The sequence below is a fragment of the Bradyrhizobium sp. 159 genome (assembly GCF_023073795.1).
Lineage (GTDB): Bacteria > Pseudomonadota > Alphaproteobacteria > Rhizobiales > Xanthobacteraceae > Bradyrhizobium.
The window spans coordinates 68,765-94,826 of sequence record NZ_JADPKE010000053.1 but is presented as its reverse complement, the minus strand read 5'-3'; the positions used below and the strand labels follow the sequence as shown (position 1 = coordinate 94,826).

25 protein-coding genes are annotated in these 26,062 nt (G+C 64.5%); 9 read left to right on the top strand and 16 right to left on the bottom strand.

Annotation, left to right across the window (positions count from 1 at the left end; genetic code table 11):
- Positions 1–42 precede the first annotated feature (42 nt).
- A complete protein-coding gene (locus tag IVA96_RS14450; RefSeq protein WP_247277784.1) occupies positions 43–1,539 on the top strand; it encodes a sensor domain-containing diguanylate cyclase in 1,497 nt (498 codons plus the stop codon).
- A 172-nt stretch (positions 1,540–1,711) separates the two neighbouring features.
- Here the strand turns inward: IVA96_RS14450 and galU are convergent, their stop codons facing one another.
- Positions 1,712–2,587, bottom strand: a complete 876-nt coding sequence (gene galU / locus IVA96_RS14445) for a UTP--glucose-1-phosphate uridylyltransferase GalU (protein WP_247277785.1) — start codon at positions 2,585–2,587, stop codon at positions 1,712–1,714.
- Between the two features lie 200 nt (positions 2,588–2,787).
- Between galU and IVA96_RS14440 the strand changes: the two genes are divergently transcribed.
- Positions 2,788–4,185 carry a lytic murein transglycosylase gene (locus IVA96_RS14440; RefSeq protein WP_247277933.1) on the top strand — a complete coding sequence of 466 codons (1,398 nt, stop codon included), beginning with the start codon at positions 2,788–2,790 and terminating at the stop codon, positions 4,183–4,185.
- Between the two features lie 170 nt (positions 4,186–4,355).
- Complete coding sequence (locus tag IVA96_RS14435) at positions 4,356–6,050, top strand: SGNH family hydrolase (protein ID WP_247277786.1); 1,695 nt, start codon at positions 4,356–4,358, stop codon at positions 6,048–6,050.
- Positions 6,051–6,125: 75 nt separating this feature from the next.
- Here IVA96_RS14435 and IVA96_RS14430 read toward each other — a convergent pair whose 3' ends face one another.
- Entirely contained in the window at positions 6,126–6,494 is a 369-nt protein-coding gene (locus IVA96_RS14430) for a CsbD family protein (RefSeq protein ID WP_247277787.1), read from the bottom strand.
- 64 nt (positions 6,495–6,558) lie between these two features.
- On the bottom strand, positions 6,559–7,296 hold the full coding sequence (locus IVA96_RS14425; RefSeq protein WP_247417957.1) for an SDR family oxidoreductase: 738 nt from the start codon (positions 7,294–7,296) through the stop codon (positions 6,559–6,561).
- A gap of 97 nt (positions 7,297–7,393) precedes the next feature.
- On the opposite strand from IVA96_RS14425, the gene IVA96_RS14420 reads away from it, so the two are divergent.
- Together IVA96_RS14420 and IVA96_RS14415 are read left to right on the top strand one after the other, a co-directional pair.
- Entirely contained in the window at positions 7,394–8,173 is a 780-nt protein-coding gene (locus IVA96_RS14420; RefSeq protein WP_247277789.1) for an SDR family NAD(P)-dependent oxidoreductase, read from the top strand.
- A 97-nt stretch (positions 8,174–8,270) separates the two neighbouring features.
- A complete protein-coding gene (locus IVA96_RS14415) occupies positions 8,271–9,158 on the top strand; it encodes a TauD/TfdA family dioxygenase (protein WP_247277790.1) in 888 nt (295 codons plus the stop codon).
- Between the two features lie 161 nt (positions 9,159–9,319).
- Here the strand turns inward: IVA96_RS14415 and IVA96_RS14410 are convergent, their stop codons facing one another.
- The gene (locus tag IVA96_RS14410) at positions 9,320–9,964 is read right to left on the bottom strand and encodes a YqgE/AlgH family protein (RefSeq protein WP_247277791.1); all 645 of its coding nucleotides are present in this window, start codon (positions 9,962–9,964) and stop codon (positions 9,320–9,322) included.
- A 141-nt stretch (positions 9,965–10,105) separates the two neighbouring features.
- On the opposite strand from IVA96_RS14410, the gene IVA96_RS14405 reads away from it, so the two are divergent.
- The 3 genes from IVA96_RS14405 to IVA96_RS14395 all read left to right on the top strand — a co-directional run bounded on the left by IVA96_RS14405 (position 10,106) and on the right by IVA96_RS14395 (position 13,570).
- Positions 10,106–10,945 (top strand): protein-disulfide reductase DsbD domain-containing protein, encoded by an 840-nt coding sequence (locus tag IVA96_RS14405; RefSeq protein ID WP_247417954.1) that lies wholly within the window; start codon positions 10,106–10,108, stop codon positions 10,943–10,945.
- A gap of 247 nt (positions 10,946–11,192) precedes the next feature.
- Positions 11,193–12,560, top strand: coding sequence for a flippase (locus IVA96_RS14400; protein ID WP_247277793.1), 1,368 nt, complete (start codon positions 11,193–11,195; stop codon positions 12,558–12,560).
- 185 nt (positions 12,561–12,745) lie between these two features.
- On the top strand, positions 12,746–13,570 hold the full coding sequence (locus IVA96_RS14395) for a sulfite exporter TauE/SafE family protein (protein ID WP_247277794.1): 825 nt from the start codon (positions 12,746–12,748) through the stop codon (positions 13,568–13,570).
- 219 nt (positions 13,571–13,789) lie between these two features.
- On the opposite strand, the gene IVA96_RS14390 is transcribed toward IVA96_RS14395, so the two are convergent.
- From IVA96_RS14390 to cysG, 12 genes are all read right to left on the bottom strand, one after another.
- Positions 13,790–14,578 carry a 3-hydroxybutyrate dehydrogenase gene (locus IVA96_RS14390; protein WP_247277795.1) on the bottom strand — a complete coding sequence of 263 codons (789 nt, stop codon included), beginning with the start codon at positions 14,576–14,578 and terminating at the stop codon, positions 13,790–13,792.
- Position 14,579: 1 nt separating this feature from the next.
- Positions 14,580–15,755, bottom strand: coding sequence for a DUF3734 domain-containing protein (locus IVA96_RS14385; protein WP_247277796.1), 1,176 nt, complete (start codon positions 15,753–15,755; stop codon positions 14,580–14,582).
- Positions 15,756–15,832: 77 nt separating this feature from the next.
- Entirely contained in the window at positions 15,833–16,336 is a 504-nt protein-coding gene (locus tag IVA96_RS14380) for a CAP domain-containing protein (RefSeq protein WP_247277797.1), read from the bottom strand.
- An 89-nt stretch (positions 16,337–16,425) separates the two neighbouring features.
- Positions 16,426–17,463 carry a sulfate ABC transporter ATP-binding protein gene (locus IVA96_RS14375; protein ID WP_247417949.1) on the bottom strand — a complete coding sequence of 346 codons (1,038 nt, stop codon included), beginning with the start codon at positions 17,461–17,463 and terminating at the stop codon, positions 16,426–16,428.
- The gene (gene cysW, locus IVA96_RS14370) at positions 17,453–18,364 is read right to left on the bottom strand and encodes a sulfate ABC transporter permease subunit CysW (RefSeq protein WP_247277799.1); all 912 of its coding nucleotides are present in this window, start codon (positions 18,362–18,364) and stop codon (positions 17,453–17,455) included. Before cysW ends, IVA96_RS14375 begins: the two co-directional genes overlap by 11 nt.
- 9 nt (positions 18,365–18,373) lie before the next feature.
- A complete protein-coding gene (gene cysT, locus IVA96_RS14365; RefSeq protein ID WP_346015508.1) occupies positions 18,374–19,210 on the bottom strand; it encodes a sulfate ABC transporter permease subunit CysT in 837 nt (278 codons plus the stop codon).
- A gap of 38 nt (positions 19,211–19,248) precedes the next feature.
- Positions 19,249–20,238 carry a sulfate ABC transporter substrate-binding protein gene (locus IVA96_RS14360; RefSeq protein ID WP_247417946.1) on the bottom strand — a complete coding sequence of 330 codons (990 nt, stop codon included), beginning with the start codon at positions 20,236–20,238 and terminating at the stop codon, positions 19,249–19,251.
- A 124-nt stretch (positions 20,239–20,362) separates the two neighbouring features.
- Complete coding sequence (locus IVA96_RS14355) at positions 20,363–21,088, bottom strand: phosphoadenylyl-sulfate reductase (protein ID WP_247277801.1); 726 nt, start codon at positions 21,086–21,088, stop codon at positions 20,363–20,365.
- A complete protein-coding gene (locus IVA96_RS14350) occupies positions 21,085–21,600 on the bottom strand; it encodes a DUF934 domain-containing protein (protein ID WP_247277802.1) in 516 nt (171 codons plus the stop codon). Before IVA96_RS14350 ends, IVA96_RS14355 begins: the two co-directional genes overlap by 4 nt.
- Entirely contained in the window at positions 21,587–23,242 is a 1,656-nt protein-coding gene (locus IVA96_RS14345) for a nitrite/sulfite reductase (RefSeq protein ID WP_247417943.1), read from the bottom strand. The genes IVA96_RS14350 and IVA96_RS14345 overlap by 14 nt, the downstream gene beginning before the upstream one ends.
- Positions 23,243–23,253: 11 nt before the next feature.
- Positions 23,254–23,571: a DUF2849 domain-containing protein gene (locus tag IVA96_RS14340; protein WP_247277804.1), complete on the bottom strand. Its 318-nt coding sequence runs from the start codon at positions 23,569–23,571 to the stop codon at positions 23,254–23,256.
- Positions 23,568–25,004: a siroheme synthase CysG gene (cysG, locus tag IVA96_RS14335; protein WP_247277805.1), complete on the bottom strand. Its 1,437-nt coding sequence runs from the start codon at positions 25,002–25,004 to the stop codon at positions 23,568–23,570. The genes IVA96_RS14340 and cysG overlap by 4 nt, the downstream gene beginning before the upstream one ends.
- Before the next feature lie 244 nt (positions 25,005–25,248).
- On the opposite strand from cysG, the gene cysD reads away from it, so the two are divergent.
- Positions 25,249–26,043, top strand: a complete 795-nt coding sequence (cysD, locus tag IVA96_RS14330; RefSeq protein ID WP_247417980.1) for a sulfate adenylyltransferase subunit CysD — start codon at positions 25,249–25,251, stop codon at positions 26,041–26,043.
- Positions 26,044–26,062 lie beyond the last annotated feature (19 nt).

Below are 26,062 nucleotides of genomic sequence, written 5' to 3'. Positions count from 1 at the left end.
ACTCAAGCTTTCGGGCGCATCCACTAGGATCGGGAGCAAGCGATGCTGTCTCGATGGCGCGAAGTCACGGCCCGCCGGCCGTGGCGGATTTCGGCGAAGCTGCTGATCATCTCGTCCGTGGTGACGGTGATCGGCTTCTCCGCCATTTGCGTCAATGTGATGCTGGACATGCGCCGCGGCGAGGAGTCGCTCGCCCGCCAGACCCTGGAGAATTTGGCGACGACCATCGAGTCCGACGTCAGCCGCAACATCGAGATTTATGACCTGTCGCTGAAGGCGGTCGCCGCCAACATGCTGCTGCCCGAGCTTGCGACGGTCTCGAAGCCGATCCGTCATCTGATCCTGTTCGACCATGCGACCACCGCGAGGCATTTCGGCGCCATCCGGGTGTTCGATGCCGAGGGCCGGCTGACCATCGACGCCTCCACCCTCGACCCGCTGCCGGAGGTCAGGAGCGAGGAAGATTACTTCAGGGTTCATCGCGACAATCCGGACATCGGGCTCTTCATCAGCCGTCCCATGCTGTTTCGTGGCGCCTATTCCATCGTGCTAAGCCGGCGCGTCAGCGATACCGACGGCGGCTTCATGGGCGTCGTCGCCGGCTCGATCCGATTCAGCTATTTCCACGAATTGTTCGAGCGGCTGAACCTCGACCCCGACGACAGCATCACCGTGCTGAAGCGCGACCGCACCATCATGATGCGACGGCCGTTCGATCTCGACGTCATCGGCAAGAATCTCGGAACGCAGCAGAGCTGGAAGGCCGACAATCTCAAGGCCGGCGGGTCCTATGCCGGCCAGGGTCCGGTAGACGCGACGCCGCGGCTCTATTCCCGAAGCGGCGACAGCGGGCCGCTGTTCGTGGTGGCGGGCAAGCCGCTGACCGCCGTGTTCGAGCTCTGGCAGAGGGAAGCCTATCGCATCGGCGCCGTGGTCCTGGCGCTGATCCTGTTCATGCTGGCCTCGACGCTGGTGCTCGCGCGCGAGATTGGCCGACGTGCCGAGGCCGAGCACAAGCTCGAGGAGATGGCGACGACGGACGCGCTCACCGGCCTGAAAAACCGCCGCAAGTTCGATTCCGTCATCGACGTCGAATGGCGCCGCGCGATGCGCCAGAAGGCGCCGGTCGCACTGTTGATGATCGATGCCGATCACTTCAAGGCTTACAATGACACGTTCGGTCACCAGGCCGGCGACCAGGTGCTGGTCGGCATCGCCATCTGCATTTCCGACTCGGTGAGCCGCGCCGGCGACTGCGCCGCGCGCTACGGCGGCGAAGAATTCGCCGTACTGCTGCCGAACATTTCGGCCGCGGATGCCTACAAGATCGCCGAGACGATCCGGCTCAAGGTGCAGGGCTGGTCCGACGATCAGGCGAGCACAACGGTCTCCTGCGGCATCGCCAGCCTCGTTCCCAGTGCCGGCATGGACTGGCCGGTCCTGGTCGCCGCCGCCGACAAGGCGCTCTATGCCGCCAAGGCCGGTGGGCGCAACCAGTCGGTGGTCGCGAGCTTGCCGCAGTTGTCGCTGGTGGCGTGAGACGGCTGCCGTCGGCGACGAGCAGCGTGCCTAATTTCGGTGTCGTCCCCGGCTAAAGCCAGGCCCCCTTACCCAAAAAGAGTCGTGGCACGAGCTGATCACCACGCGCCTGCGCCAAACACCGTCTCGGGGTAATGGTCCTGGAGCGCTTGTCCAGGACGACGCGAAGGAGCTACTGCCCCAGATACTTCTTCATCTCCGCGATCAGCCCATCGCGCAGCTCCGGGCGCTTCATGCCGTAGGCGATGTTGGCGCGGAGGAAGCCGGGCTTGGAGCCGCAATCGTGACGCTCGCCCTCGAACTCGACGCCATAGAATTTCTGGGCCTTGGCAAGACCGATCATGGCGTCGGTGAGCTGGATCTCCCCGCCGGCACCGCGCTCCTGGGTTTCGAGGATCTTGAAGATCTCGGGCTGGAGGATGTAGCGGCCGGTGATCGAGAGGTTGGAGGGCGCGGTGCCCTTGGCCGGCTTCTCGACCATGCCGTCGACCTCGAACATCTTGCCGTTGCGCTTTCCGACCCCGCAGATGCCGTATTGATGCGTCAGGTGATCGGGCACCGCCTCGACCGCGACGAGATTGGATTTCTCGCCGAGCGACGATGCCATATCGATCATCTGCTTCAGGCAACCCGGCGTGTTGAGCACGAGCTCGTCCGGCAGCACGACTGCAAACGGCTCGTTGCCGACGATGTCGCGCGCGCACCAGACCGCGTGACCGAGGCCGAGCGGCGCCTGCTGGCGCGTGAAGCTGACGGCGCCAGCGTCCGGCTGGTTCTGCGCCAGGATCTCCTGCTCGGCCGTCTTGCCGCGCGCCTCCAGCGTCGCGTCGAGCTCGAACATCCGGTCGAAATGATCTTCGATGACGTTCTTGTTGCGGCCGGTGACGAAGATGAAGTGCTCGATGCCGGCCTCCTTCGCCTCGTCATAGACGTACTGGATCAGCGGCTTGTCGACGATGGTCAGCATTTCCTTCGGCATCGCTTTGGTGGCGGGCAGGACGCGGGTGCCGAGGCCGGCGACGGGGAATACGGCTTTGCGAATTTTCATGGGATCGATCGAATACCTGAGGACGTGAACACAGCAATGGCATCTTGCTAGCCTGTTTGCAGCCGCCAACAAAGGCGGATGTGGGGCCTCGCCCCGACAGAGTTAAGAAAAAGGCCGTCACCAAAATTTCACCTTTGTTAAGCTATTGGCAACGCCTACCAGGCCTCCTGATGGCGGAATTTCAGGCCGATGGGTGGGACATGATGCAATCAGTGGCACGACTGGCAGGACGGACTGGGTCCGTGACCGGCGCGACGATGATTGCGGCGGCTTTGCTGCTGCCTGCATGCGCGCACGCCCAGGCGCAGAACGGCCTATCGAACCTGTTCGGCGGCATCTTCTCCGCCCCGAACGCGGCGCCGTCGCAAGCCTTGCCCGGCCCCGGCAGCGCACAAACTGGAGCTCAACCTTGGAGCGGCGAGGACGGCGCCTCCGGCCATCCGCTGATGACGGCCGCTGCGATCCGCGAGGCCGCGGGCAATTTCAACAATTGTGTCGCCGCGATGTGGCCGGATGCCGCACGCCGCAGCATCACGCAGGAGAATTTCCAGCGCTTCACCGCAGGCCTCAGCCCCGATTTGCGCATCATGGATCTGATGGACTCGCAGCCGGAGTTCACCAAATCGATCTGGGACTATCTCGACATTCTCGTGAACGACAACCGCCTCGCCAAGGGCCGCGAGATCCTCGCCACATACAAGGCGCAGTTCGACGCCACCGAAAAGGCCACCGGCGTCGACCGCTACATCATCGCCTCGATCTGGGGCATCGAGTCCAATTACTCGACGCAGATGGGCGACCGCAGCGTGCTGCAATCGACCGCGACGCTCGCCTGCATCGGCCGCCGCCAAACCTATTTCAAGGACGAATTCCTCTCCGCGCTGGAGATCCTCAACCGCGGCGATCTCAGGCCTGAGCAGCTGCGCGGCTCCTGGGCCGGCGCCTTCGGCCCGACCCAGTTCATGCCGACCGCATTCAAGCGCTTTGCCGTCGACGGCGACGGCGACGGGCGGCGCGACGTCGTCGACAATCCGACCGACCTGATCGCGTCGACCGCCAACAATCTGAAGAAGGACGGCTGGCAGGCCGGCCAGACCTGGGGCTACGAGGTCGTGGTGCCGCAAGGCTTCAACTACATGCTGGCCGACCGCGCCAAGGCGATGACGATCGCCCAATGGGAGAAGCTCGGGCTGAAGCGCCCGAACAACCAGCCCTTCCCGCATCCGGCCGAGAAGGCCTATCTGCTCGCGCCGGCCGGCGCGCAAGGACCAGGCTTCCTGATGCTGCAGAATTATCGCGTCATCATGAAGTACAATCCGGCCGAGGCCTATGCGCTGGCGATCGGGCATTTCGCCGACCGCTTGCGCGGCGGGGGCCCCTTCGTGCAGCCCTGGCCGCGGCAGGAACGGGAGCTGTCGCGCACCGAGCGGCTGGAGCTGCAGCAGCTGCTGGCCCAGCGCGGCTTCTACAAGGGCACCCCGGATGGCCAGTTCGGCGGCCAGACCCGGGAAGCCCTGCGCAATTTCCAGGCCTCAATCGGCGTGCCGGCCGACGGTTTTGCCTCCTCCGACGTGCTGGACCGGCTGCGCGGGCGGTAAAATCGCGCCCAAAGTAACCCTGAACAGGGATTTTGGCAGGCAGCCTTGACCGGGGCGGCTGTTCCCCGGTGTATGGCAGGAGATTCTGCAACAGAATCTGCCCGTTTGGCGCCTGATTCCGTTATTATATTCGAGCCACTTCCAATCCCATTGCGCGTGCCCGAGATCGCATGTCGAAGAAGTCCCTGTTCAAGGCGCTGACCGAGACCGGCCCATTGATCGCGCTGGGGACGGCGCTTGCGATCCTGGTGTCCGTCGCGGCCCCGGCCTCGGCGCAATTCTTCAACTTCCCCGGCTTCGGCGGCCCGCCACAGCGCGCGGCGCCACCGCCACCACGTGGTGGAGGTGGCGGCGGCTGGTTCGGCGGCGACTTCTTCGCACCATTCCAGCAACAACAGCCGCAGGCGCCGCGCCAGGATTTTTCGCGCGCGCCGGCGCCGGCCAAGCGCGACACTATCCCCGACAAGAACGTGCTGGTGATCGGCGACGCCATGGCCGACTGGCTCGCCTATGGCCTCGAGGACGCCTACGCCGAGCAGCCCGACATGGGCGTGATCCGCAAGCACAAGACCACCTCGGGCCTCATCAAGTACCAGCCGAAGGGCGAGCCCGCGGATTGGGCGGCTGCGGCGAAGGGCATCCTCGAGACCGAGAAGCCCGAAATCATCGTGGTCATGCTCGGCCTCAACGACCGCATCGCGATCCGCGAGCCTGTGGCCGACAAGTCGGACAAGGCCTCTGACAAGGACAAGAAGAACGACAAGGGCGCGCGCGGCAAGCCACCGGGCAAGCCCGGCGATGCCAAGCCCGACACCGCTGCCAAGCCTGAGGACAAACCCGCCGCGGATACTGACCTGCCGCAGGATGACGCCGACAACGCCGATACGCCGGCAGCCGCTGCGCCGGAGAAGACGGCGCGCAACCCGAATGGTCTCTACGAATTCCGCGACGAGCGCTGGATCGAGCTCTACGGCAAGAAAATCGAGGAACTGGCCAACGTGCTCAAGGCCAAGGGCGTGCCGGTGCTCTGGGTCGGTCTTCCCGCCATCCGCGGGCAGAAGGGTACGGCGGACATGCTGTTCCTGGATTCGCTCTACCGTGAAGGCGCAGCCAAGGCCGGCATCACCTATGTCGACGTCTGGGACGGTTTTGTCGACGAGGCCGGTCGCTTCCTTCAGAAGGGTCCGGACTTCGAAGGCCAAATTCGTCAGCTCCGCAGCTCTGACGGCGTCTATTTCACAAAACCCGGCGCGCGCAAGCTCGCGCACTATGTCGAGCGCGAGATCACGCGCCTGCTTGCGGGCCGCTCCGGTCCGATCGCACTGCCGAGCGAGCCGGCGACGCCCGACACCAGCGCCGAGCCCGGCAAGCCCGCGCCGCGGCCGCTGGCCGGACCGATCGTGCCGCTGGTCGCGGCCTCGATCTCGACCGATCAATTGCTGGGCGGGCCAGGCTCGCGTCCGGCCGCGGTCGATGCGCTCGCTGCGAAGACGATGGTGAAAGGCGAGCCGCTGAGCGCCCCCGCCGGGCGCGCCGACGACTATGCCTGGCCGCGCCGCGAAGTCGGACGCGAGCAGGCCAAGGGCGATACGCCGATGGCGACGACGACGCCTGACGGCAGCGCTGCTCAGGGTTCACCGGGGGCGGCCGCCGCAATCGCGCCGCCAAAGCTCGCGCCGAAGAAGCCGCAGCAGCTTCCGCCGCAGCAGCCGGCACAGGCAGCGCCGTCATTCCGGGATTTCTTCGGCTTTGGCTCTCCGCAGCCACCGCGTCAACTGGCGCCAGCCCCAGGCTCCCGCAATCCGAATCCGGCGATCCCGCGGCCGCCGGGCAATGTCGGGCGCGCGGCGGAAGCGATCCGGTAAATCGTATCTCTGATTTGAGTCGTCATTCCGGGCGCGCGGAGCGCGCGCCCCGGATGACGGGTCTAGCTGTTAGCCCTAATAGCGCCAGCGCGGCGGCGGACGGCGGGCGGGGCGCGACATCAGAAGCGCGAGTGCGAAGCCGATGCCGGCCGCAGTCAGCAGCGCGCCGAGCGGGTTGTCCTGCACCTTGCGGGCGATGGCTTGCGTGCCGTCGCGGAACGTATCGCCGCTGGCCTCATAGGCATCCTTGGCGTAGCTGGAGGCCGTGTCCGCAGCTTCGCGCGCCGCGTCCTTCGCCTGGCCGTACAGGTTCTGCACCGTGCCTGCGGCTTCCCGTGCCTTGCCTGAGGCCTGCGTTTTGGCGTCGCCCGCCATCTCGCCCACGGTGCCTTCCACGCCGCCTGCCATTTCCTTGGCTGATCCAATGATCCGATCCGCGTCCATGATAATCCTCCTCGGTGATCAGCCGAAGTAACCGATCAGAAGCAGCGCGGTTCCTTGCCATGGCCTACAGAATGAGGCCGCCATCGACGACCAGCGTCTGCCCCACGATGTAGGACGACAGCGGCGAGGCCAGGAACAGCGCCGCGCCCGCCATGTCGGCCGGCGTGCCCAATCGCCGGAGCGGGATGCGCGCGAGCGCGCCTTCGAGCCGCTTGGGATTGTCGGTGGTCACCTTCGTCATCTTGGTGTCGACCAGACCGGGCGCGATGCCGTTGACGCGGATGCCGTCCTCGGCCCAGGCCTCGCCCAGCGTACGTGTCAATCCGACAGCGCCGGTCTTCGAGGCGTTGTAGGCGGGATTGCCCATGGTGGAATGATAGGCCGCGGTCGAGGACACCATGATCAGCACGCCCTTCGCATCCCGCAGCATGGAATGAAACCGCGTCGCGCAGGCCATCAGGCTCATCAGATTGACCTCCACGACCTTGCGGAAGCCGGCCATCTCGAATTCGCCGCGGCGATAGAGCACCGCGCCTTGCGCGAGCACCAGGATGTCGAGCCGCTCGAAGGGTGGCTTGAACGCCTCGATCGCCCCGGCATTGCTGACGTCGAGCTGAGCGAAGGCGAGGCCGGTGAGATCAGAGCCTTCCTCAATCGAATAATCCTCGGGCCGAGCGCGCGTGCCGCAGACGGCGACATGCGCACCCCTGGCGCGAAAAGCTTGCGCAATGCCGTTGCCGATACCGCTGGAACCGCCGACCACCAGCACCTGCCTGCCTGAGAAATCGAGCTCGTTTGCCATCGCGGCCTCCCGCTTGTTTTTGCTTGTTTGACCTGTCTGCGGATCGATGCCAGCCTTGTCAATCATAACAAGAACAAGCAGGGCGCGAGGAAGCAGCATGTCCGAATTCAAACAGCTCAGCCGGTCAGTAAAGGGCCTGACCGTCCTCGTCACCGGCGCGGCCAGCGGCATGGGACGCGCCACCGCGCGCGTGTTCGCCACCGAAGGTGCGAACGTTGCCCTGACCGATTATGACGAGCAAGGCGCGCATGCGGTTGCCAAGGAAATCGCGGCAAGCGGCGGAGCAGCGAGGGCGTGGAAGCTCGATGTTGCCGATGGCGACGAGATCAAGCGCGTGGTCGGCGATGTCGCGGCGCATTTCGGCGGGCTCGACATCGTCGTCAACAATGCGGGCATCTCAGTGCGGGTCGCGATCGATGACGAGGCCTATGAGGACGCATGGGCCAAAGGCCTCGCCGTGATGCTGACGGCGCATCCGCGCGTGATCCGCGCCGCGCTGCCGCATTTGCGCAAGTCGAAGTGCCCGCGCATCCTCAACATCGCCTCGACCGAGGCGCTCGGCGCCACTGCCCTGCACAGCCCCTATTCGGCGGCGAAGGGCGGCGTTGCGAGCCTCACCCGTTCGCTGGCGGTGGAGCTCGGCCGCGAGGGCATCACCGTCAACTGCATCTGTCCCGGCCCGATCCGCACGGCCATCACCGATCGCATCTCGGAGGAGCACAAGACCATCTACGCCAAGCGCCGCACTGCACTCGGCCGTTACGGCGAGCCCGAAGAGGTCGCGCATGTGACGCTCAGCCTGTGCCTGCCGGCCGCCTCCTTCATCACCGGTGCGGTGATCCCGGTCGACGGCGGCCTGATGGCCCGGAACGCGTAAGAGCCATGCGCGCGGCGCGTTGACATCGCCGGGCGCGGGAGGCATTTTTTTCGCAAACGGAGCGGGAAAACTGCTCACAGATGCGGGAGAAATCGCCATGACGATCGCCATCCGGCAGCTTCAGAAGCATTTTGTCGGCGAGGTTTCGGGCCTCGATTTGCGCAAGCCACTCACGGCGGATGAGGCGCGCGAAGTCGAGGCCGCGATGGACAAATATGCGGTGCTGGTCTTCCACGATCAGGACATCACCGACGAGCAGCAGATGGCGTTCGCGCTGAATTTCGGCCAGCGCGAGGATGCGCGCGGCGGCACCGTCACCAAGGAGAAGGACTATCGGCTGCAATCCGGCCTGAACGATGTCAGCAATCTCGGCAAGGACGGCAAGCCGCTGGCGAAAGACAGCCGCGCGCATCTGTTCAATCTCGGCAACTGCCTCTGGCATTCCGACAGCTCGTTCCGTCCCATCCCGGCAAAATTCTCGCTGCTGTCCGCGCGCGTGGTGAACCCGAAGGGTGGCAACACCGAATTCGCCGATATGCGCGCGGCCTATGACGCGCTCGACGACGAGACCAAGGTTGAGATCGAGGACCTCGTCTGCGAGCACTCGCTGATGTATTCGCGCGGCTCGCTCGGCTTCACCGAATACACCGACGAGGAAAAGGAGATGTTCAAGCCGGTGCTGCAACGTCTGGTGCGCACGCACCCGGTGCATCGCCGCAAATCGCTGTACCTCTCATCGCATGCCGGCAAGGTCGTCGGCATGAGCGTGCCGGAGGGCCGTCTATTGCTGCGCGATCTCACCGAGCACGCGACGCAAGCAGAGTTCGTCTACGTCCACAAATGGAAGCTGCATGACCTCGTGATGTGGGACAACCGCCAGACCATGCACCGCGTCCGCCGCTACGACCAGTCGCAACCGCGCGACATGCGCCGCGCAACGGTGGCGGGCACCGAGCCAACGGTACAGCAGCAGGCGGCGGAGTAGCGCGTCATTCACGATGCGTGGTCATCGCCCGGCTTGATCCGGGCGATCCAGTACTCCGAGACGGTTGTGATCGCGCCGATAGGCTGCGGCGTACTGCATGCCCCGATCAAGCCGGGGCATGACAGCGAGGGTGACGTACGACACCGGACGACGGCTAACAACTACGCGTGCCCGGCCTCGTTGGAGAGCATGCCGGGATCAATGCCGATTTTCTGCAAAGCGCGGTTGTATTTGTCGTCGACGTCGTCGCCGAAGATCAGATCCGCGTCCGCGTCGCAATGCAGCCAGCCGTTGCTCTGGATCTCGGTTTCGAGCTGGCCCGGCGCCCAGCCGGCATAGCCGAGCGCGAGGATGGCGTGCTTGGGGCCGGAGCCGTTGGCGATCGCGCGCAGGATGTCGACGGTCGCGGTGAGGCAGACGCCATCGTCGATCCGCAGCGTCGCATTCTCGATGTAGAAGTCGCTGGAATGCAGCACGAAACCACGGCCGGTGTCGACAGGACCGCCGCGCAGCACCTTCATGCTTTCGGCATTTTCCGGCAGCTTGATGTGCTCGCCCTTCTTGATGATGCCGAGCTGCATCAGGAGCTCGGGGAAATCGATGGAGCCCGCGGGATGATTGACAATGATTCCCATCGCGCCTTCGGCGGAATGGGCGCAGAGATAGATCACGGAGCGCTCGAAACGGGGATCGCCCATCACGGGCATTGCAATCAGGAGCCGGCCGTCGAGATAACCGGCCGAATTGGGGAGCGCGGGGCCTGCGCTGCGGGTGCTGTCGCCCGTCCTCTTGCCTGTAGGAGCCATGGTGAAGCACTCCGGTTTCAATTCCTATCCTGATGTCGGGCCCGGCCGCTGTCAAATCAAGGCTTGCAGAGACCTGGTTCAGATGCATCCATCACAAGCAATTCAATGGTTTGCCCTAGGGCGCCCCTGTAAAGACGTGCCATGACCAGCATAGTTCCCCTGCGTGCGGCGATTGGCGTCGCGACAACCCTGATCGCAGCGTCGCTGGCATCCGCAGCCCGTGCCGACGACGCTTCGCCGTGGCAGCGCGACGGACATTCCGCAGTGCGGCTGGTTGCGGGCTCGCGCAGCGGCGCTGTCCTGCTTGGCGGTATCGCGTTCCAGCTCCAACCGGGATGGAAGACCTACTGGCGCGTGCCCGGCGACTCCGGCGTTCCGCCGCGGTTCGACTTCTCCAAGTCGGACAATGTCGAAGCGGTGACCGTGATGTGGCCGGCGCCGCTGAAGTTCGACGACGGCGCGGGCGGCCATTCGATCGGCTACCGCGACCAGATCGTGCTGCCCCTGCGCATCGTCGCCAAGGCCGCCGACAAGCCGGTGACCTTGCGCGCCGAGATCAACTATGCGGTGTGCGAGAAGCTCTGCATTCCCGTCGAAGCCCGCGCCGAACTCGGCTTCAACAGCGTCGCCTCGACCGAGGACGCCAATCTGCGCGCGGCGCTGGACACCGTGCCCAAGCCGGCCAATATCGGCGATCCCAATCCGCTTACCATCCGCGACGTCAAGCGCGAGGGCAACAAGGTGGTCGTCGACGTGGTCGCGCCGGCGGACGCGCGCAACATCAATCTGTTCGTGGAAGGGCCGACACCCGATTGGGCGCTGCCGATTCCGGCCCCGGTCCATCACAGCCCGCCGGACGTGAAGCGATTTTCCTTCGAGCTCGAGGGGCTGCCGCCGGGCGCCAAGCCCGACGGTGCGGCGCTGAAGTTCACGCTGGTGGGACCGGACAAGTCGTACGAGTTCAATACGAACTTGGAGTAGCGTCGTCCCAACCCGAGCCGTGGTCCGGGACAAGCGCAGCGAATCGGAGCGCGGACCCACTACCCCAGGGAGTAGTGGTGGCGCGAACTCGTCGCCCCGAGCCTTCGTCCAACTTCTCCCTGGGGCAACGGGTCCTGGCCTTCGCCGGGACGACGTTGCGGTTTCTACAGCACGCCCACCCAACCGAATCTTAACGAGTGGTTGCTAATTCCCGGGCCTGCCGCAGTATGCGGACGGGGAACTCGAATTGGCCGTGATGGATGCACAACCCGCAACGACCGGACCAGCCGGGTTGATCGCGCGGCTGCGCGGCACGCTGACGGGCGGCTCGAGCGAGGCCTCGCTGACGCGGCGGCTGGCCGCCATCATCTTCGTCATCCGCCTCATCAGTGCAGGCCTCGCCTATGTCTCGCAGATTCTGCTCGCGCGCTGGATGGGCACGTCCGACTACGGCATCTATGTCTATGTCTGGACCTGGGTGCTGCTGCTCGGCAGCATGATGGATTTCGGCATCTCCGCTTCCGCGCAAAAGATCATTCCGGAGTACCGCGCCAGCGGCGCGCACGCGTTGCTGCGCGGCTTTCTCTCCGGCAGCCGCTGGCTCACCTTTATCGTCTCGGCGCTGGTGTCGCTCGGTCTTGCCGGCATCGTCAGGCTGCTGTCACCCTGGATCGATCCGGCCGAGGTGCTGCCGCTCTATATCGGCTGCATGACGCTGCCCGCCTTCGTCGTCGCCAACACCCAGGACGGCATCGCGCGCTCGCACGACTGGATGCAGCTCGGCCTGATGCCGCAATTCATCATCCGACAGGCGCTGATCATCGGCATCACGGCGTGCGCCTTCCTGCTCGGCTATCATCTCGGCGCAGTCGCTGCGATGGTCGCGAGCCTAGGTGCGGTGTGGATCGCGATGGCCGGGCAGATGCTGGTGCTGAACCGCAAGCTCGCCGATCACATCGAGCCGGGCCCCAAGGCCTACGACATCGGCGGCTGGCTGGCCGTCTCGCTGCCGATCCTGCTGGTCGAGAGCTTCTACCTGCTGCTGTCCTACACCGACGTGCTGGTGCTCCAGCAGTTCCGCTCCTCTGACGAGGTCGGCGTCTATTTCGCCGTGGTGAAGACCCTGGCGCTGGTTTCCTTCATCCACTACGCGATGTCGGCGACGACGGCGCATCGCTTCGCCGAATACAACGCAAGCGGCGACAAGGCGCGGCTGTCTGCCTATGTGACGCACGCCATCAGCTGGACGTTCTGGCCGTCGCTGGCGGCGACCATCGTGCTGCTTGCGTTCGGCAAGCCGCTGCTCTGGCTGTTCGGGCCGCAATTCACCGTTGGCTACGATATCATGTTCGTCGCCGCGATCGGGCTGGTGGTGCGCTCCGCAATCGGGCCGGTGGAGCGGCTGCTCAACATGCTGGGCCAGCAGAAGATCTGCGCGCTCGCTTATGCGCTGGCTTTCGTGATGAACGTCGTGCTCTGCATCGCGCTGGTACCGCGCTACGGCGGCCACGGCGCCGCGGCCGCGACCTCGATCTCGCTCACCTTCGAGACGGTGCTCCTGTTCTGGATCGTGCGGCAGCGCCTCGGCCTGCACGTGCTGGCGTTTGGCAAATAGCGACCCGCGACCCTGCTCCTGGGGAACGGCGCGTTCGCAGCATGCATGGGAACGAAGCGAAATTCCTACCGATTTGCCGTCCGCAGCATGATTTTTCTTATTGGACCCAGGCAGTTGCATGCGGGAGAAATTTCATTCTACGTCGTGTTGCTCAACCGACGAGATCCACCTAAGATTCCCCTGACATGTTTGATCCACTCTACGTCGCCTCTGGATTCGGCGTCGGCTTGCTCGTCGGCATGACCGGCGTTGGCGGCGGTTCGTTGATGACGCCGCTGCTGATCCTGTTGTTCGGCATTCATCCCTCCACGGCGGTCGGGACCGACCTGCTCTATGCCGCCGCCACCAAGACCGGCGGCAGCGTGGTGCATGGCTGGTCGCGTAGCGTGCACTGGCCGGCGGTGCTGCGACTCGCCTGCGGCAGCATTCCAGCGAGCGCGGTGACGCTGCTGGTGCTGTGGAAGCTCGACCTCAGAAGCGATTCCGAGCGTAGCCTCGTCAATCTCGTGCTGTGCTTCGCGCTGATCCTGACTGCGACGTCGCTGATCTTCCGCAAGGCGATCATGGATCGCTACCGCAAACGCCTCGAGCAGGTCGACGAGCGCACCACCGCGATCGCGACCGTGATCACCGGAATCGTGCTCGGCGTGCTGGTCTCGATCTCGTCGGTCGGCGCCGGCGCAGTCGGCGTCACTGTGCTCCTGCTGCTCTATCCGCGCCTGCCGATGGCGAGCATCGTCGGCTCCGACATCGCCCATGCGGTGCCGCTGACGCTGGTTGCCGGCATCGGACACTGGGCGCTCGGTGACGTCGACTGGGCGCTGATGGGCGTGCTGCTGCTGGGCTCGCTGCCCGGCATCATCGTCGGCAGTTTTAGCGCAACGCGCGTGCCCGAGACGGTGCTGCGCCTGACGCTGGCGAGCGTGCTGTTCGTGGTCGCCGGCAAGATCATGTTCGCGGAATTGAATTTGTCGTCGGCGATCGTGACGGCGCTAGCGTGGACGCATTAGCCAGAGACCGCGCCCCACTCTCAGTGTTATCGCCCGGCTTGACCGGGCGATCCAGTATTCCGAGAAAGCTGTGATTGAATCGATAAGCCGCGGCGTACTTGATGCCCCGGTCCCGTCTCCGCCAAGGCTACGCCGGGGCCACAAGGGTACTCGGCCCGCCGGAGCTTTAGCGAAGGCGGCAAGCCGGGGCATGACAGCGAGCTAGCTGAACCGCGCGAACTACTCCGCCGTCCAGCCGCCGTCGATCGACAGATTGCTGCCGGTGATCTGCGCGGCATCGTCGCTGCACAGGAACAGGGCGAGCGCGGCAACCTGCTCGGAGGTGACGAACTCCTTGGTCGGCTGCGCGTCGAGCAGCACGTCGTTGATAACCTGCTCGCGCGTCAGATTGCGCGCCTTCATCGTGTCGGGGATCTGCTTCTCCACCAGCGGCGTCCAGACATAGCCCGGGCTGATGCAGTTGCAGGTGATCTTGTGGGTCGCGACCTCCAGCGCCACGGTTTTGGTGAGACCGGCGATGCCGTGCTTGGCCGACACGTAAGCCGATTTGAAGGGCGAGGCGACGAGTGAGTGTGCAGACGCCGTGTTGATGATGCGGCCCCAGCCCTTCTTCTTCATGCCGGGCACGGCGGCACGGATGGCATGGAAGGCCGACGACAGGTTGATGGCGATGATCTGGTCCCACTTCTCGAGCGGAAACTCCTCGATCGGCGAGACGAACTGGATGCCGGCATTGTTGACGAGAATGTCGACCGAGCCAAACGTCTTCTCGCCCAGCGCGATCATCCCGGCGATCTCGGCGGGCTTGGTCATGTCGGCGGGCGAGTAGATCACCTTGACCTTGAACTCGGATTCGATCTTGGTGCGCTCCTTCTCGATGTCCTCGGGCGAGCCGAAGCCGTTGATGACCACGTTGGCGCCGGCGGCGGCGAAGGCGCGTGCGTAAGCGAGCCCGATGCCGCTGGTCGACCCGGTCACGACCGCGTTCTTGCCTGACAGACTACCCATTCTATTCGCTCCTTTTTGCCGGGGGTGCGGTGACGTCCCCCGTGAGATCGTAGGTCACCATGGTCTCGCCGGACTGCGGCTTATCGAGCCAATCCTTGTGGCGCATCGACAGATGCACGTCGCGCACCCCGGCTTCCCAATGCTCGACCATGGCGACATGCGAGAAGTCGTAATCCTTGGACGAGGATTCGTAGTTCTTGCTGCGATAGATCAGATGCACCACCGTGACGGTGCTTTCGCGCGAGGCTTTCGCGAGGAATTCGACGGACGGATCGTTCTTCAGGTAATCCGGCAACTTGCTGATGAGATCTCGCACGGCCCTGCGGGCGTTGTGCAGCTGCTTGTTCTTGTCGGTGTTCATCCGCGTGCGGCTGGAATAGCGGATGTCTTTCTCGCGCTCGGCGGCTTCGAGCAGCGAGGTCGGCAGATCGCCGCGCGCGGAAAACAGGTCGACCTGGAAGATCAGCATGTCGCGGTCGACCTCGGCATCGAGCACGTAGTCGAGCGGCGTGTTGGAGGCGATGCCGCCGTCCCAGTAATGCTCGCCCTCGATCACGACGGACGGAAAGCCCGGCGGCAGCGCGCCGGAGGCCATGATGTGCTCGGGCCCGATGGTCTTGCCGAGCTTCTTGAACGCGTAATTGTCGAAATATTTGAAGTTGCCGGAGGTGACGCCGACCGCGCCGACGGACAAGCGCGTCTTCAGATCGTTGATGCGGTCGAAATCGACCAGACGCTCCAGCGTTTTCTTGAGCGGCGCGGTGTCGTAATAGCTTTCCGCCTCGGGGTGCCCCGGTGGCCAGAGCGGCGCCGGCGGAACGCGGGGTACGAAGAAGCCGGGCACGCCGAAGGTCGCGATCAGCGCTGCGCTCGTCGAATTGAACAGCTCGCGGCTGCGATCGCTCTTGCCGATCGGCTTCCACGGCACCGGCGCCGACACCATCTCCCAGAATTCCTTCAACCGCTTGACGCGGGTATGGCCCTCATTGCCGGCGATGATGGCTGCGTTGATAGCACCGATCGAGATGCCGGCGACCCATTCCGGCTCGAAGCCGTAGCCGCATAGCGCCTGGCAGGCGCCGGCCTGATACGAGCCGAGCGCGCCACCGCCCTGGAGGACCAGGACGCGTTGCGCATTCGCGGGGATGCTGGCGGTATCAGGACGATGATCTGTCATGAGGGAACAATAGCAAAAGGCAAGCCACCGTGGCGACACTGCGCCGCGGCGTCAATGCATCCGGGATCAAGTCTGGCTTATCGAGGGTCCGCCGAAGCCAAGATCATGGTCCAGAACACCTTGTATTTGGTGCCGGGAGCATAGCCCGCTGCGATGCCAAGTTTTGTGACACCGCTTTTGAGCATGTTGGCGCGGTGGGGTGGCGAGTCGCGCCAGCCGGAAAACGCTTCGGCGAGCGTATGATAGCCGGCCGAGACGTTCTCGACCGCCACGGTCGCGGGATAGCCGCCGGCGGCGAGCCGCTTGGCGAGTGGCGCGCGAACGTCATGGTCCATCTTGTTGGCGGCCGCCATAGCCTGGGACTGGGATTCGGCGAGCCGCATCAGATCGGGATCGATCACGACGGTGCTGAGCCCGTTGTTCTGGCGATATTGCGAGATCATCACGGCGGCAGCCTGCGCATCGAGCTTGGCGCCCGGGACCGCCATGTCGGTATACATGGACGGCTGCTGGACCGGCGCTTCGTTGCCGGCGCAGCCGGCTAGAAGCAAAGTGATGGATATTGCGGCCGCAGCGCGCATCAATCAGGCCCCCAAATGAGGGGCCGTTGTTGCATATCAACCGTGGCTGAAAGGTGAATTTTGAGGAAAATTTGACCCGACGAGGCGGCTCAAGCGCCCGCAAATATGCGGTAGCGGCGCGGCTCCAGCCCAATCGTGTCGCCGGCGCGCAGTTCCTTGTCGCGGGGGGCGTCGATCTCGATGGTCTCGCCACCTGATAGCGCGACCTCGGCGCGCTGCACGGGACCGAAATTGCGGACATGCCGAATCGCGCCCTCGAAGGCGCCGCTGCCGGGCGGGCCCACCAGCATGTCGTGTCGCCGCACGAACAGTTTTGACGCGCCAGGCGCAAGCCCGTCCGCGGCAAGCCGCAGCGGCCGGTCGCCGAGCCTGATCACGCCGCCCTCGACCTGGATCGGCAGCTCGATGGATTCGCCGATGAAGCCGTGGACGAAGGCGGTCGCCGGACTTTCGTAGACGTCGTCGGGCGAGCCGATCTGCTCGATTCTGCCCTTGTCCATCACAACGACGCGGTTGGCGACTTCCAGCGCCTCTTCCTGGTCATGGGTGACGAAGATCGAGGTGACGTTGATCTCATGATGCAGTGAGCGCAGCCATCGGCGCAGCTCTTTGCGCACCTTGGCATCGAGCGCGCCGAAGGGTTCGTCGAGCAACAGGATGCGCGGCTCGATTGCGAGCGCGCGGGCGAGCGCGACGCGCTGGCGCTGACCGCCGGAGAGTTGGCTCGGATAGCGGTCGGCAAGCCAGTCGAGCTGCACGAGATCGAGCAGCTCCTTCACCCGCGTACGGATCGTGGCCTCGTCCTTGCGAACCGCGCGCGGCTGCACGCGCAGGCCGAAGGCGACGTTCTCGAACACCGTCATGTGGCGGAACAGCGCATAGTGCTGGAACACGAAGCCGACATGCCGTTCGCGCGCGCCCTGCGCCAGCGCGTCCTCGCCGTTGAAGGAGACGTCGCCAGCGTCGGGCCAGTCGAGGCCGGCGATGATCCGCAGCAGCGTGGTTTTGCCGGAGCCGGAGGGGCCGAGCAGCGCCAGCAGCTCGCCGTTGTCGACCTTAAGATCCACGCCGTCGAGGGCTTTAAAGCTGCCGAACTTCTTGACGAGATTCTTGACTTCAATGGTCACGGGGCTCGTGTCCTTCGTTCAGGTGACGTTCGAGAACAGTTTTTGCGATCAGCGTGATCAGCGCCAGCATCGCCAGCAGCGAGGCGATCGCAAACGCGGCGACGAACTGGTACTCGTTGTAGAGGATCTCGACCAAGAGCGGCATGGTGTTGGTCTCGCCGCGGATATGTCCGGAGACGACCGAGACAGCGCCGAACTCGCCCATCGCGCGGGCGTTGCAGAGCAGGACGCCGTAGAGCACGCCCCATTTGATGTTGGGCAGCGTGACCCGGAAGAAGGTTTGCAGACCCGAGGCGCCGAGCGAGATCGCGGCCTCCTCCTCCTGCGTGCCCTGCTCCTGCATCAGGGGGATCAGTGCGCGCGCCACGAATGGGAAGGTCACGAAGGTGGTGGCGAGCGCAATGCCGGGCACCGCGAACAGGATCTGGATGTCGTGCTCACGCAGCCAGCTGCCGAAATAGCCCTGCGCGCCGAACAGCAGCACGAAGACGAGGCCCGAGATCACCGGGCTGACGGAGAACGGCAGGTCGATCAGCGTAATCAGAAAGGTCTTGCCCTTGAAATCGAACTTGGCGATGGCCCAGGCGGCGACGAGGCCGAACACGAGATTGAGGCCCACTGAAATCGCGGCGACCAGCAGCGTCAGCCTGATCGCGGCCAGCGCTTCCGGTTCGGCGAGCGCAGTGAGATAGGCGATGACCCCCTTCGAGAGCGCCTGTGCGAACACCACGACCAACGGCAGCACGACGAAGACGGTGAGGAAGGTCATCGCCAGCGCGATGATGGTGATGCGCACCGCCTTTGGCTCGGTGCGAAGGCTGTCGCGCGCGGCAGCCGCATGGGCACGTGCCTTGGCGTCGGGGGCCGGGAGAGAGACCGAATCTGCAATCTGCATCGTCATGGTCGGCCCTTAGCGCTCCGGAATCCGGCTCTGTGCCCAGCGCTGGAGCCGGTTCACAGCGAAGATGATGACGAAGGAGACGACGAGCATGACCACCGCGATCGCAGTCGCATCCGCGTAGCGGAATTCGGAGAGCCGGATCACGATCAAGAGCGGCGCGATCTCGGAGATGTTAGGCAGATTGCCGGCGATGAAGATCACCGAGCCGTATTCGCCCACCGCACGCGCGAAGGCGAGCGCAAGGCCCGTGAGCAGCGCCGGTGCGAGTGACGGCAGGATCACGCGGATGATGGTTTGCCAGCGGCTGGCGCCCAGACTGCCCGCGGCCTCCTCGATCTCGGGGTCGAGATCCTGGAGCACCGGCTGCACCGTGCGCACCACGAAGGGAATGCCGATGAAGATCATGGCGACGAAGATGCCGACCGGCGTGAATGCGACCTTGATGCCGAGCGCCGCGAGCGGGCCACCGAGCCAGCCCTTCTCGGCGAACAGCGCGGTCAACGCGACGCCGGCGACCGCAGTCGGCAGCGCGAAGGGCACGTCGACAATGGCATCGAACAGCCGCCGGCCGGGAAAGCGGTAGCGCACCAGCGCCCAGACGATGATGCTGCCCATCACGAGATTGACGCAGGCGGCCGCAAAGGCGAGGCCGAAGGAGACGCGGAGCGCGTTCAGCGTGCGGCGACTGGAAAGGATATTCCAGAACTGTTCCGGGCTCAGCTCGAGCGACCTCAGGAACAGACCGGCGAGCGGAATCAGGATGATGACGGACAGCCAGGAAAGCGTCAGCCCCATGGTGAGACCGAAGCCCGGCAATGTCCGGCGTCTTGCTGCGAGTGCGCTCACCAGGCCCCCTGCTAAAAGCCTCCTAAGACGGCGCTCGATCAGTTCTTGTAGATCTGATCAAAGATGCCGCCGTCGGCAAAATGTTCCCGCTGCGCCTTGGTCCAGCCGCCAAAGACGTCGTCGATCGTGAACAGCTCGACCTTGGCGAAGGCACTTTCGTACTTCTTGGCGACCTCGGCATCGCGCGGACGGTAGAAATTGCGCGCGGCGATCTCCTGCCCCTCTTTGGTATACCAATACTGGAGATAGGCGTCGGCGGCGTTGCGCGTGCCTTTTTTATCGGCAACTTTGTCGACGATGGTGACCGGCGGCTCGGCGAGGATCGATTGCGGCGGCGCCACGATCTCGAACTTGTTCGCGCCGAACTCCTTCAGCGCGAGAAACGCCTCGTTCTCCCAGGCGAGCAGCACGTCGCCGACGCCACGCTCGACGAACGTGACGGTGGCGCCGCGTGCGCCGGTATCGAGCACCGGCACCTGCTGATAGAGCTTTCCGATGAAGTCCTTGGCCTTGTCGGCCGAGCCGAACTTTTTCTGCGCAAAGCCCCACGCTGCGAGGTAATTCCAGCGCGCGCCCCCTGATGTTTTCGGGTTCGGCGTGATCACGGCGACGCCCGGTTTGATCAAATCGTCCCAGTCCTTGATGCCCTTGGGATTGCCCTTGCGCACCAGGAAGACGATGGTCGAGGTGTAGGGTGATGAATTTTGCGGCAGCCGTTTCTGCCAATCGGCTGTGGTGAGGCCTTTGGCAGCGATCGCGTCGATGTCATAGGCGAGCGCGAGCGTCACCACATCGGCCTGCAATCCGTCGATCACCGCGCGCGCCTGCGAACCGCTGCCGCCATGCGACTGCTTGATCTCGACGCTCCTGCCGGTTTCCTTCTGATAGGTGGCCGCAAACGCCTTGTTGAACTCGACATAGAGCTCACGCGTCGGATCGTATGACACGTTCAGCAGATTGATGTCAGCGGCGAGAGCCGAGCTTGCCCAGAGGAGTCCTGCAGCGAGCGGAACGATACGGCGCATCATGTCCATCTCCATTCACTTCGGCGACGTCGATGTCAGCGAAGGCGTGCAGGCATAACTCGGGTCGAAACGCTCTTAAGTCAACGGAACCGGATTTTCTTGTTCGTGGCGTGGCAGCGTAACCGTGCTACGAAGTCTTCATCGTGTGAATGCCGCATTCTGTCTTGGCCCGGCCGCGCCAGCGGCCGGCGCGTACATCCTCGCCCTCGGCCGTTCTGCTGGTGCAAGGCATACACCCGACCGACAGGAAACCGGAGGCGACGAGAGGGTGACGCGGCAATTTGGCGCGGACGAACATGGCCTCGAGTTCCTCGCGCGAGACATTGGCAAAGGGATTGAACTTCAATCGGGCGCCATCGTTCTCGACGACCGGAATGTCGGCCCTGGCATTGCCCTGGAAACGCTTGCGGCCGTTGAGCCAGGCATCGAACGGCTTCAGCGCACGCGCCAGCGGCTCGACTTTACGGATGCGGCAGCACGCGTCGGGATCGGAGAACCAGAGGTCGCGGTCGGGATCCTCGCGCAACAGCGTCTCCTCGGCGGGCTGGACCGAACGGACGTCCTTCAGGCCCAGCGTCGCGATCAAGGTGTCGCGATAGGCGAGCGTCTCCTCGAACAACCAGCCGGTGTCGAGAAAGATCACCGGGATCGCCGGATCGACGTCCGCCATCACTTTCAGCAGCGTCGCCGATTCCGTACCGAAGGACGATACCAGGGCGAGCTTGTTGCGTCCGACCGCCTTCAGCGCCGCAGCGATGACCTCTGCGGGCGAGGCATCGCGCAAGCTCCGATCGAGCTCGTCCGCCGGGGGCAGCGCAGAGATGGATGAAACCTGAGGCGCGATCGCGTTCACGTGCCGACACCTTCGGAATGGCGCAACTGCATGCGCCGGTGCAGGGCCGTGATGCGGCCGTCGCCGGTCGGCTGGTAGAACACCGAATAGCGCTTGGCGGTCTGCATGAACGCTTCCGCGTCGGCCTGCTTCTTGACCTCGAAGGCATCGAAGCCGGCGCGCAGCATGAACACGAACTGATCGCGCAGCACCTGGCCGGTGGCGCGCAATTCGCCGCGGTAATTGTAGCGCTCGCGCAGCAACCGGGCCTGGCTGTAGGCGCGTCCGTCACGGAAAGTCGGAAACACCAGCGCGACCGTGGCGACCTTGCTGAGATAGGGCACGAGTTCGGCGACGTCGCGATTGTTCGGCCAGATCACGCCGACCTTGCCGGCGCGCTTGAGCAAGCCTTCCGCTTCACCGAGAAAACGTTCGGCCGGCACCAGAATGTCGCCGCTCTCGGGCAGCGGGGTATCGACGGCGAGCTTGGCGAAGCCGTCGTCGACGATCTTTCCGCCGTTAACGAGTGGCATAGACGCGCTCCTTGAAGGGTTCGACGCCGAGGCGTCTCACCGTGTCCATGAACAGCTCTTCGGGCCGTTCGCGCAGCGCCAGATAAGCTTCCACGATGTCCTCGACGACGTCGGCGACCTCGTCGAACTTCACGCCGGGGCCGATCAGGGTGCCGAGCGCTGCGTTCTCGTCGGCGCGGCCGCCGATGGTGATCTGGTAGACCTCCTCTCCATTCTTCTCGACGCCGAGAATGCCGATGTGGCCGACATGGTGATGGCCGCAGGCATTGATGCAGCCGGAGATGTTGATGTGGAGACGGCCGATCAGGTTGGCGAGCTCGTGATTGGCAAACCGGCGCGTCAGCTCCTGCGCGATCGGGATCGAGCGCGCATTCGCCAGCGAGCAATAGTCGAGGCCCGGGCAGGCGATGATGTCGGTGATCAGATTGACGTTGGGCGTCGCAAGCCCGAGCTTGTCGAGCGCCTTCCAGAGCGCCGGCAGGTCGCGCTTGGCAACGTGCGGCAGCGCAAGGTTCTGCTCGTGGCCGACACGGATCTCGCCGAAGGAATATTTGTCGACGAGGTCGGCCAGCGCGTCCATCTGCTCGGCGGTGGCATCACCCGGAGGCCCACCGGTCGGCTTCAGCGAGATCGTGACGATGGAGTAACCCTGCACCTTGTGCGGGGCCACCGAATTCTTGCGCCACGCCTCGAAATCCGGATCGGCCGCGGCCTGGCGCAGCTCGTCAGGCATGTGCGGCAGCTTCTCGTAAGCCGGGTAGGTGAAGCGCGAGCGGATGTCCTCGATCACCTCGTCGTCGATCTGGAGCGAGGAGTTGCGGATGTGCTGCCACTCGTCCTCGACCTCGCGAGAGAACTTTTCGATGCCGAGCTCGTGCACCAGGATCTTGATGCGCGCCTTGTAGATGTTGTCGCGGCGGCCGTACTGGTTGTAGACGCGTAGGATCGCCTCGATGTAGCTGAGGATGTCGCGGCCATGCACGAAGTGCTTGATGGTCTTGGCGATGAACGGCGTGCGGCCGAGGCCACCGCCGACCAGAACCTCGAAGCCGGTCTCGCCCTTCTCGTTCTTGATCAGCCTCAGGCCGATGTCGTGAATCTTGATCGCGGCGCGGTCGTGGTCGGACGCGGTGATCGCGATCTTGAACTTGCGCGGCAGGAACGAGAATTCCGGATGCAGCGTGGTGTGCTGGCGGATCAGCTCCGACCAGATACGGGGATCCTCGATCTCACCGGGCGCGACGCCGGCCCACTGGTCCGAGGTGACGTTGCGCATGTTGTTGCCGGAAGTCTGCATCGCATGGATGCCGACCTTGGCGAGGTCAGCCAGCGCATCCGGCAGCTCGGCGAGCTTGATCCAGTTGAACTGGATGTTCTGCCGCGTGGTGAAATGGCCGTAGCCGCGATCGTATTTGCGCGCGACATGGGCGAGTGCCCGCAGCTGGTTCGTCGCCAGCGTGCCGTAGGGAATCGCGACCCGGAACATGTAGGCGTGCAGTTGCAGGTAGACGCCGTTCTGGAGCCGCAGGATCTTGAACTCGTCCTCAGTGAGCTCGCCGGACAGGCGGCGCTTCACCTGGTCGCGGAACTCCGAGACGCGCTCATTGACGAGCGTGCGATCGATTTCGTCGTAAGCATACATAAGAGAGCGCCTTAAACCTGGGCGGGCTGTCCGATGGTGACGCCGGAGCGGCGGATCTGTTCGCGCAGATTGCCGGGCTGGACCTTGCCGTCCGCACCGACCTGCACGGGCGCGATATAGGGACCGATCGCGCCGACGTCATCGGCAACGGACTCCGCAAGCAACGCCTTCGCCTCGTCGGAGTTGCGTACGATCGCGGCTTCCGAGAGGTCCGCGGACCAGCTCTTGGCGGCGGTGCGGTAAACCACGATGCCATCCCAGGTGCGGTTGGCGGTCACGACCGAGGGGCCAGCGATTTTGATCTTCTTCTGTTCAAGCGGGGAGGTCATTCGGCTGCATCCAGGAGGTCAGAGATGATTTGCTTTGGGGTTTTCTTGGGAGTTTGGCGGCCAAGCGAGCCGGCATGCCGGACCACCTCGCCGATGATGAGAATGGCAGGACCGCCATTGGTCCGCCGCACGAGCTCGGGCAGATCGCGCAGCGTGCCGATCACGCCTTGCGCATCGGGGCGCGTGACGCGGGCGAACACGCCGACCGGAGTTTCCGGCGAACGGCCGGCGGCGAAGAGGCCGGCGCGTATGGCGGGCGCGGCGGTCGCGCCCATGTAGACCACAACAGTCATCTTGGCGTCGGTCAGCGTCGACCAGTCCACGACTTCCGCGTCGCGCGCCTTGTGCGCGGTGAGAAAGGTGATGCGGGTTGCTTCATGACGGTAGGTGAGCGGCACCTCGAAATCGGCGGCACCGCCGAGACCTGCGGTGATACCGGGAATGATCGAATAGGCGACGCCGGCGGCGCGCAGGGCTTCGATCTCTTCGCCGCCACGGCCGAACACGAAGGGATCGCCGCCCTTCAGTCGCACCACGCGCTGACCGGATTGCGCGGCCTCGATCATGCGCTTGTTGATGGCGTCCTGGCCGATGCCGGGCTTGCCGACACGGCGGCCGACGGCAACACGCGTGGTATCGCGGCGGATGCGGTCGAGAACTTCAGGCGAGACCAGCTCGTCGTGGAAGACGATGTCGGCGTCCTGCAGCGCGCGCAGCGCCTTGATGGTGAGAAGATCGGGATCGCCGGGGCCTGCCCCGACCAGCGCGACCGAGCCTTCCGGCTTGTCGGCACGCGCGAAGGCGGCGGGATCGGCGATAGCCTTTAGCGCAGCGTCCGCCTCGGCCTTGCGGCCGGCGAGCACGGCGGCGCCGATCGGCCCGTCAATGACACGCTCCCAGAAGCGGCGGCGCAGCGGAAATTCAGCGATGCGCTCGTTGATGGATTTGCGGAAGCCGCCGATGAATTCGGCGAGCTCGCCGATGCGGGCGGGCAGCAGCGCCTCGATCTTCTCGCGCAGGCGCCGCGCCACCACCGGCGAGGTACCGCCGGTGCCAACCGCGACCACGACATCCCCGCGATCGACGATCGCGGGGAAAATGAAGCTGGAATGTTCGAGATCGTCCATCACGTTGACAGGCAAACCCAGCGCCTTGGCGCGAACCGACATCGCCACACCAACATCACCCGCGCCTGCGCAGACGATCGCGATGATGCCTGAGAGATCGGCAGTAAGCGGATCGCCGGACATGATTTCGACACGCGCTGCCTCCTCGGAGCTGAGGCTCAGATCACGATCGCCGTCGATCGCATGCACGCGGATGCGCGCGCCGGCAGCGGCGAGCACGCGCAGCTTGGCGCGCAAAAGCTCGCCCGCGCCGATGAGGACCACCGGACCGGCCTTGAGATCGAGAAACACCGGCAAGAACCGCATGCGATACTCGCTTCCCCACAAACGGGGTTGACTGGAATTATTTTCTATATATGTCTCGTTTCGAGCGCGCAAAGAGAAATTTTTTTCTTCTCTTCGGCAGTGCGACTATAGAATTTTCGCCTCCAAACGCAAAGTGGCAGAGATGCATCTTCTCAAGGACGATTCCGCTGCTGATCGACTGAGCAATCCGGCGCTGGCCGAGCGCGTGCGCGCGCAAGAATTTTCTGCCGAGCTTGCCCCAAGCATGGATCATCTCGACCAACTCGAGGCGCAGAGCATCTACATCTTCCGCGAGGCCTTCGCCCGTCTGAAGAGGATCGCCCTGCTGTGGTCGCTCGGCAAGGATTCCAATGTCATGATCTGGCTGGCGCGGAAAGCGTTCTTCGGCAAAATGCCGTTCCCCGCCCTTCATGTCGACACCGGCAAGAAGTTTCCCGAGATGTATCGCTTCCGCGATCACTACGGGAAGGAGTGGGATCTCGATTTGCGCGTCGAGCCCTGCCCGCCGATCGACGCCGTCGACCCGACGCTGCCGCCGGCCGCACGCTCCGCCGCGCGCAAGACCGAAGGCCTCAAGATGGCGCTCGCAAAGTACGGCTTTGACGGCCTGATCGCCGGCATTCGCCGCGACGAGGAGGCGACGCGCGCCAAGGAGCGCGTGTTCTCGCCGCGCGGATTGGAAGGCAATTGGGACGTGCGCGACCAGCCACCGGAGTTCTGGGATCATTTCAATGCCTCGCCGCCGCAAGGCGCGCATTTGCGCATCCACCCGATCCTGCATTGGACCGAGGCCGACATCTGGGCCTACACCAAGCGCGAGAACATCCCGATCATCCCGCTGTATCTCGCCAAGGACGGCAAGCGCTATCGCTCGCTGGGCGATCAGGACATCACCAATCCGGTCGCTTCGACCGCCTCGAGTATCGACGAGATCCTGATCGAGCTCGAACAGACCAAGGTGCCGGAGCGCGCGGGACGCGCGCTCGACCACGAGACCGAGGACGCTTTCGAGCGCCTGCGCGTCGCCGGCTATCTCTGATTCCCAAGGACGCGAGCGT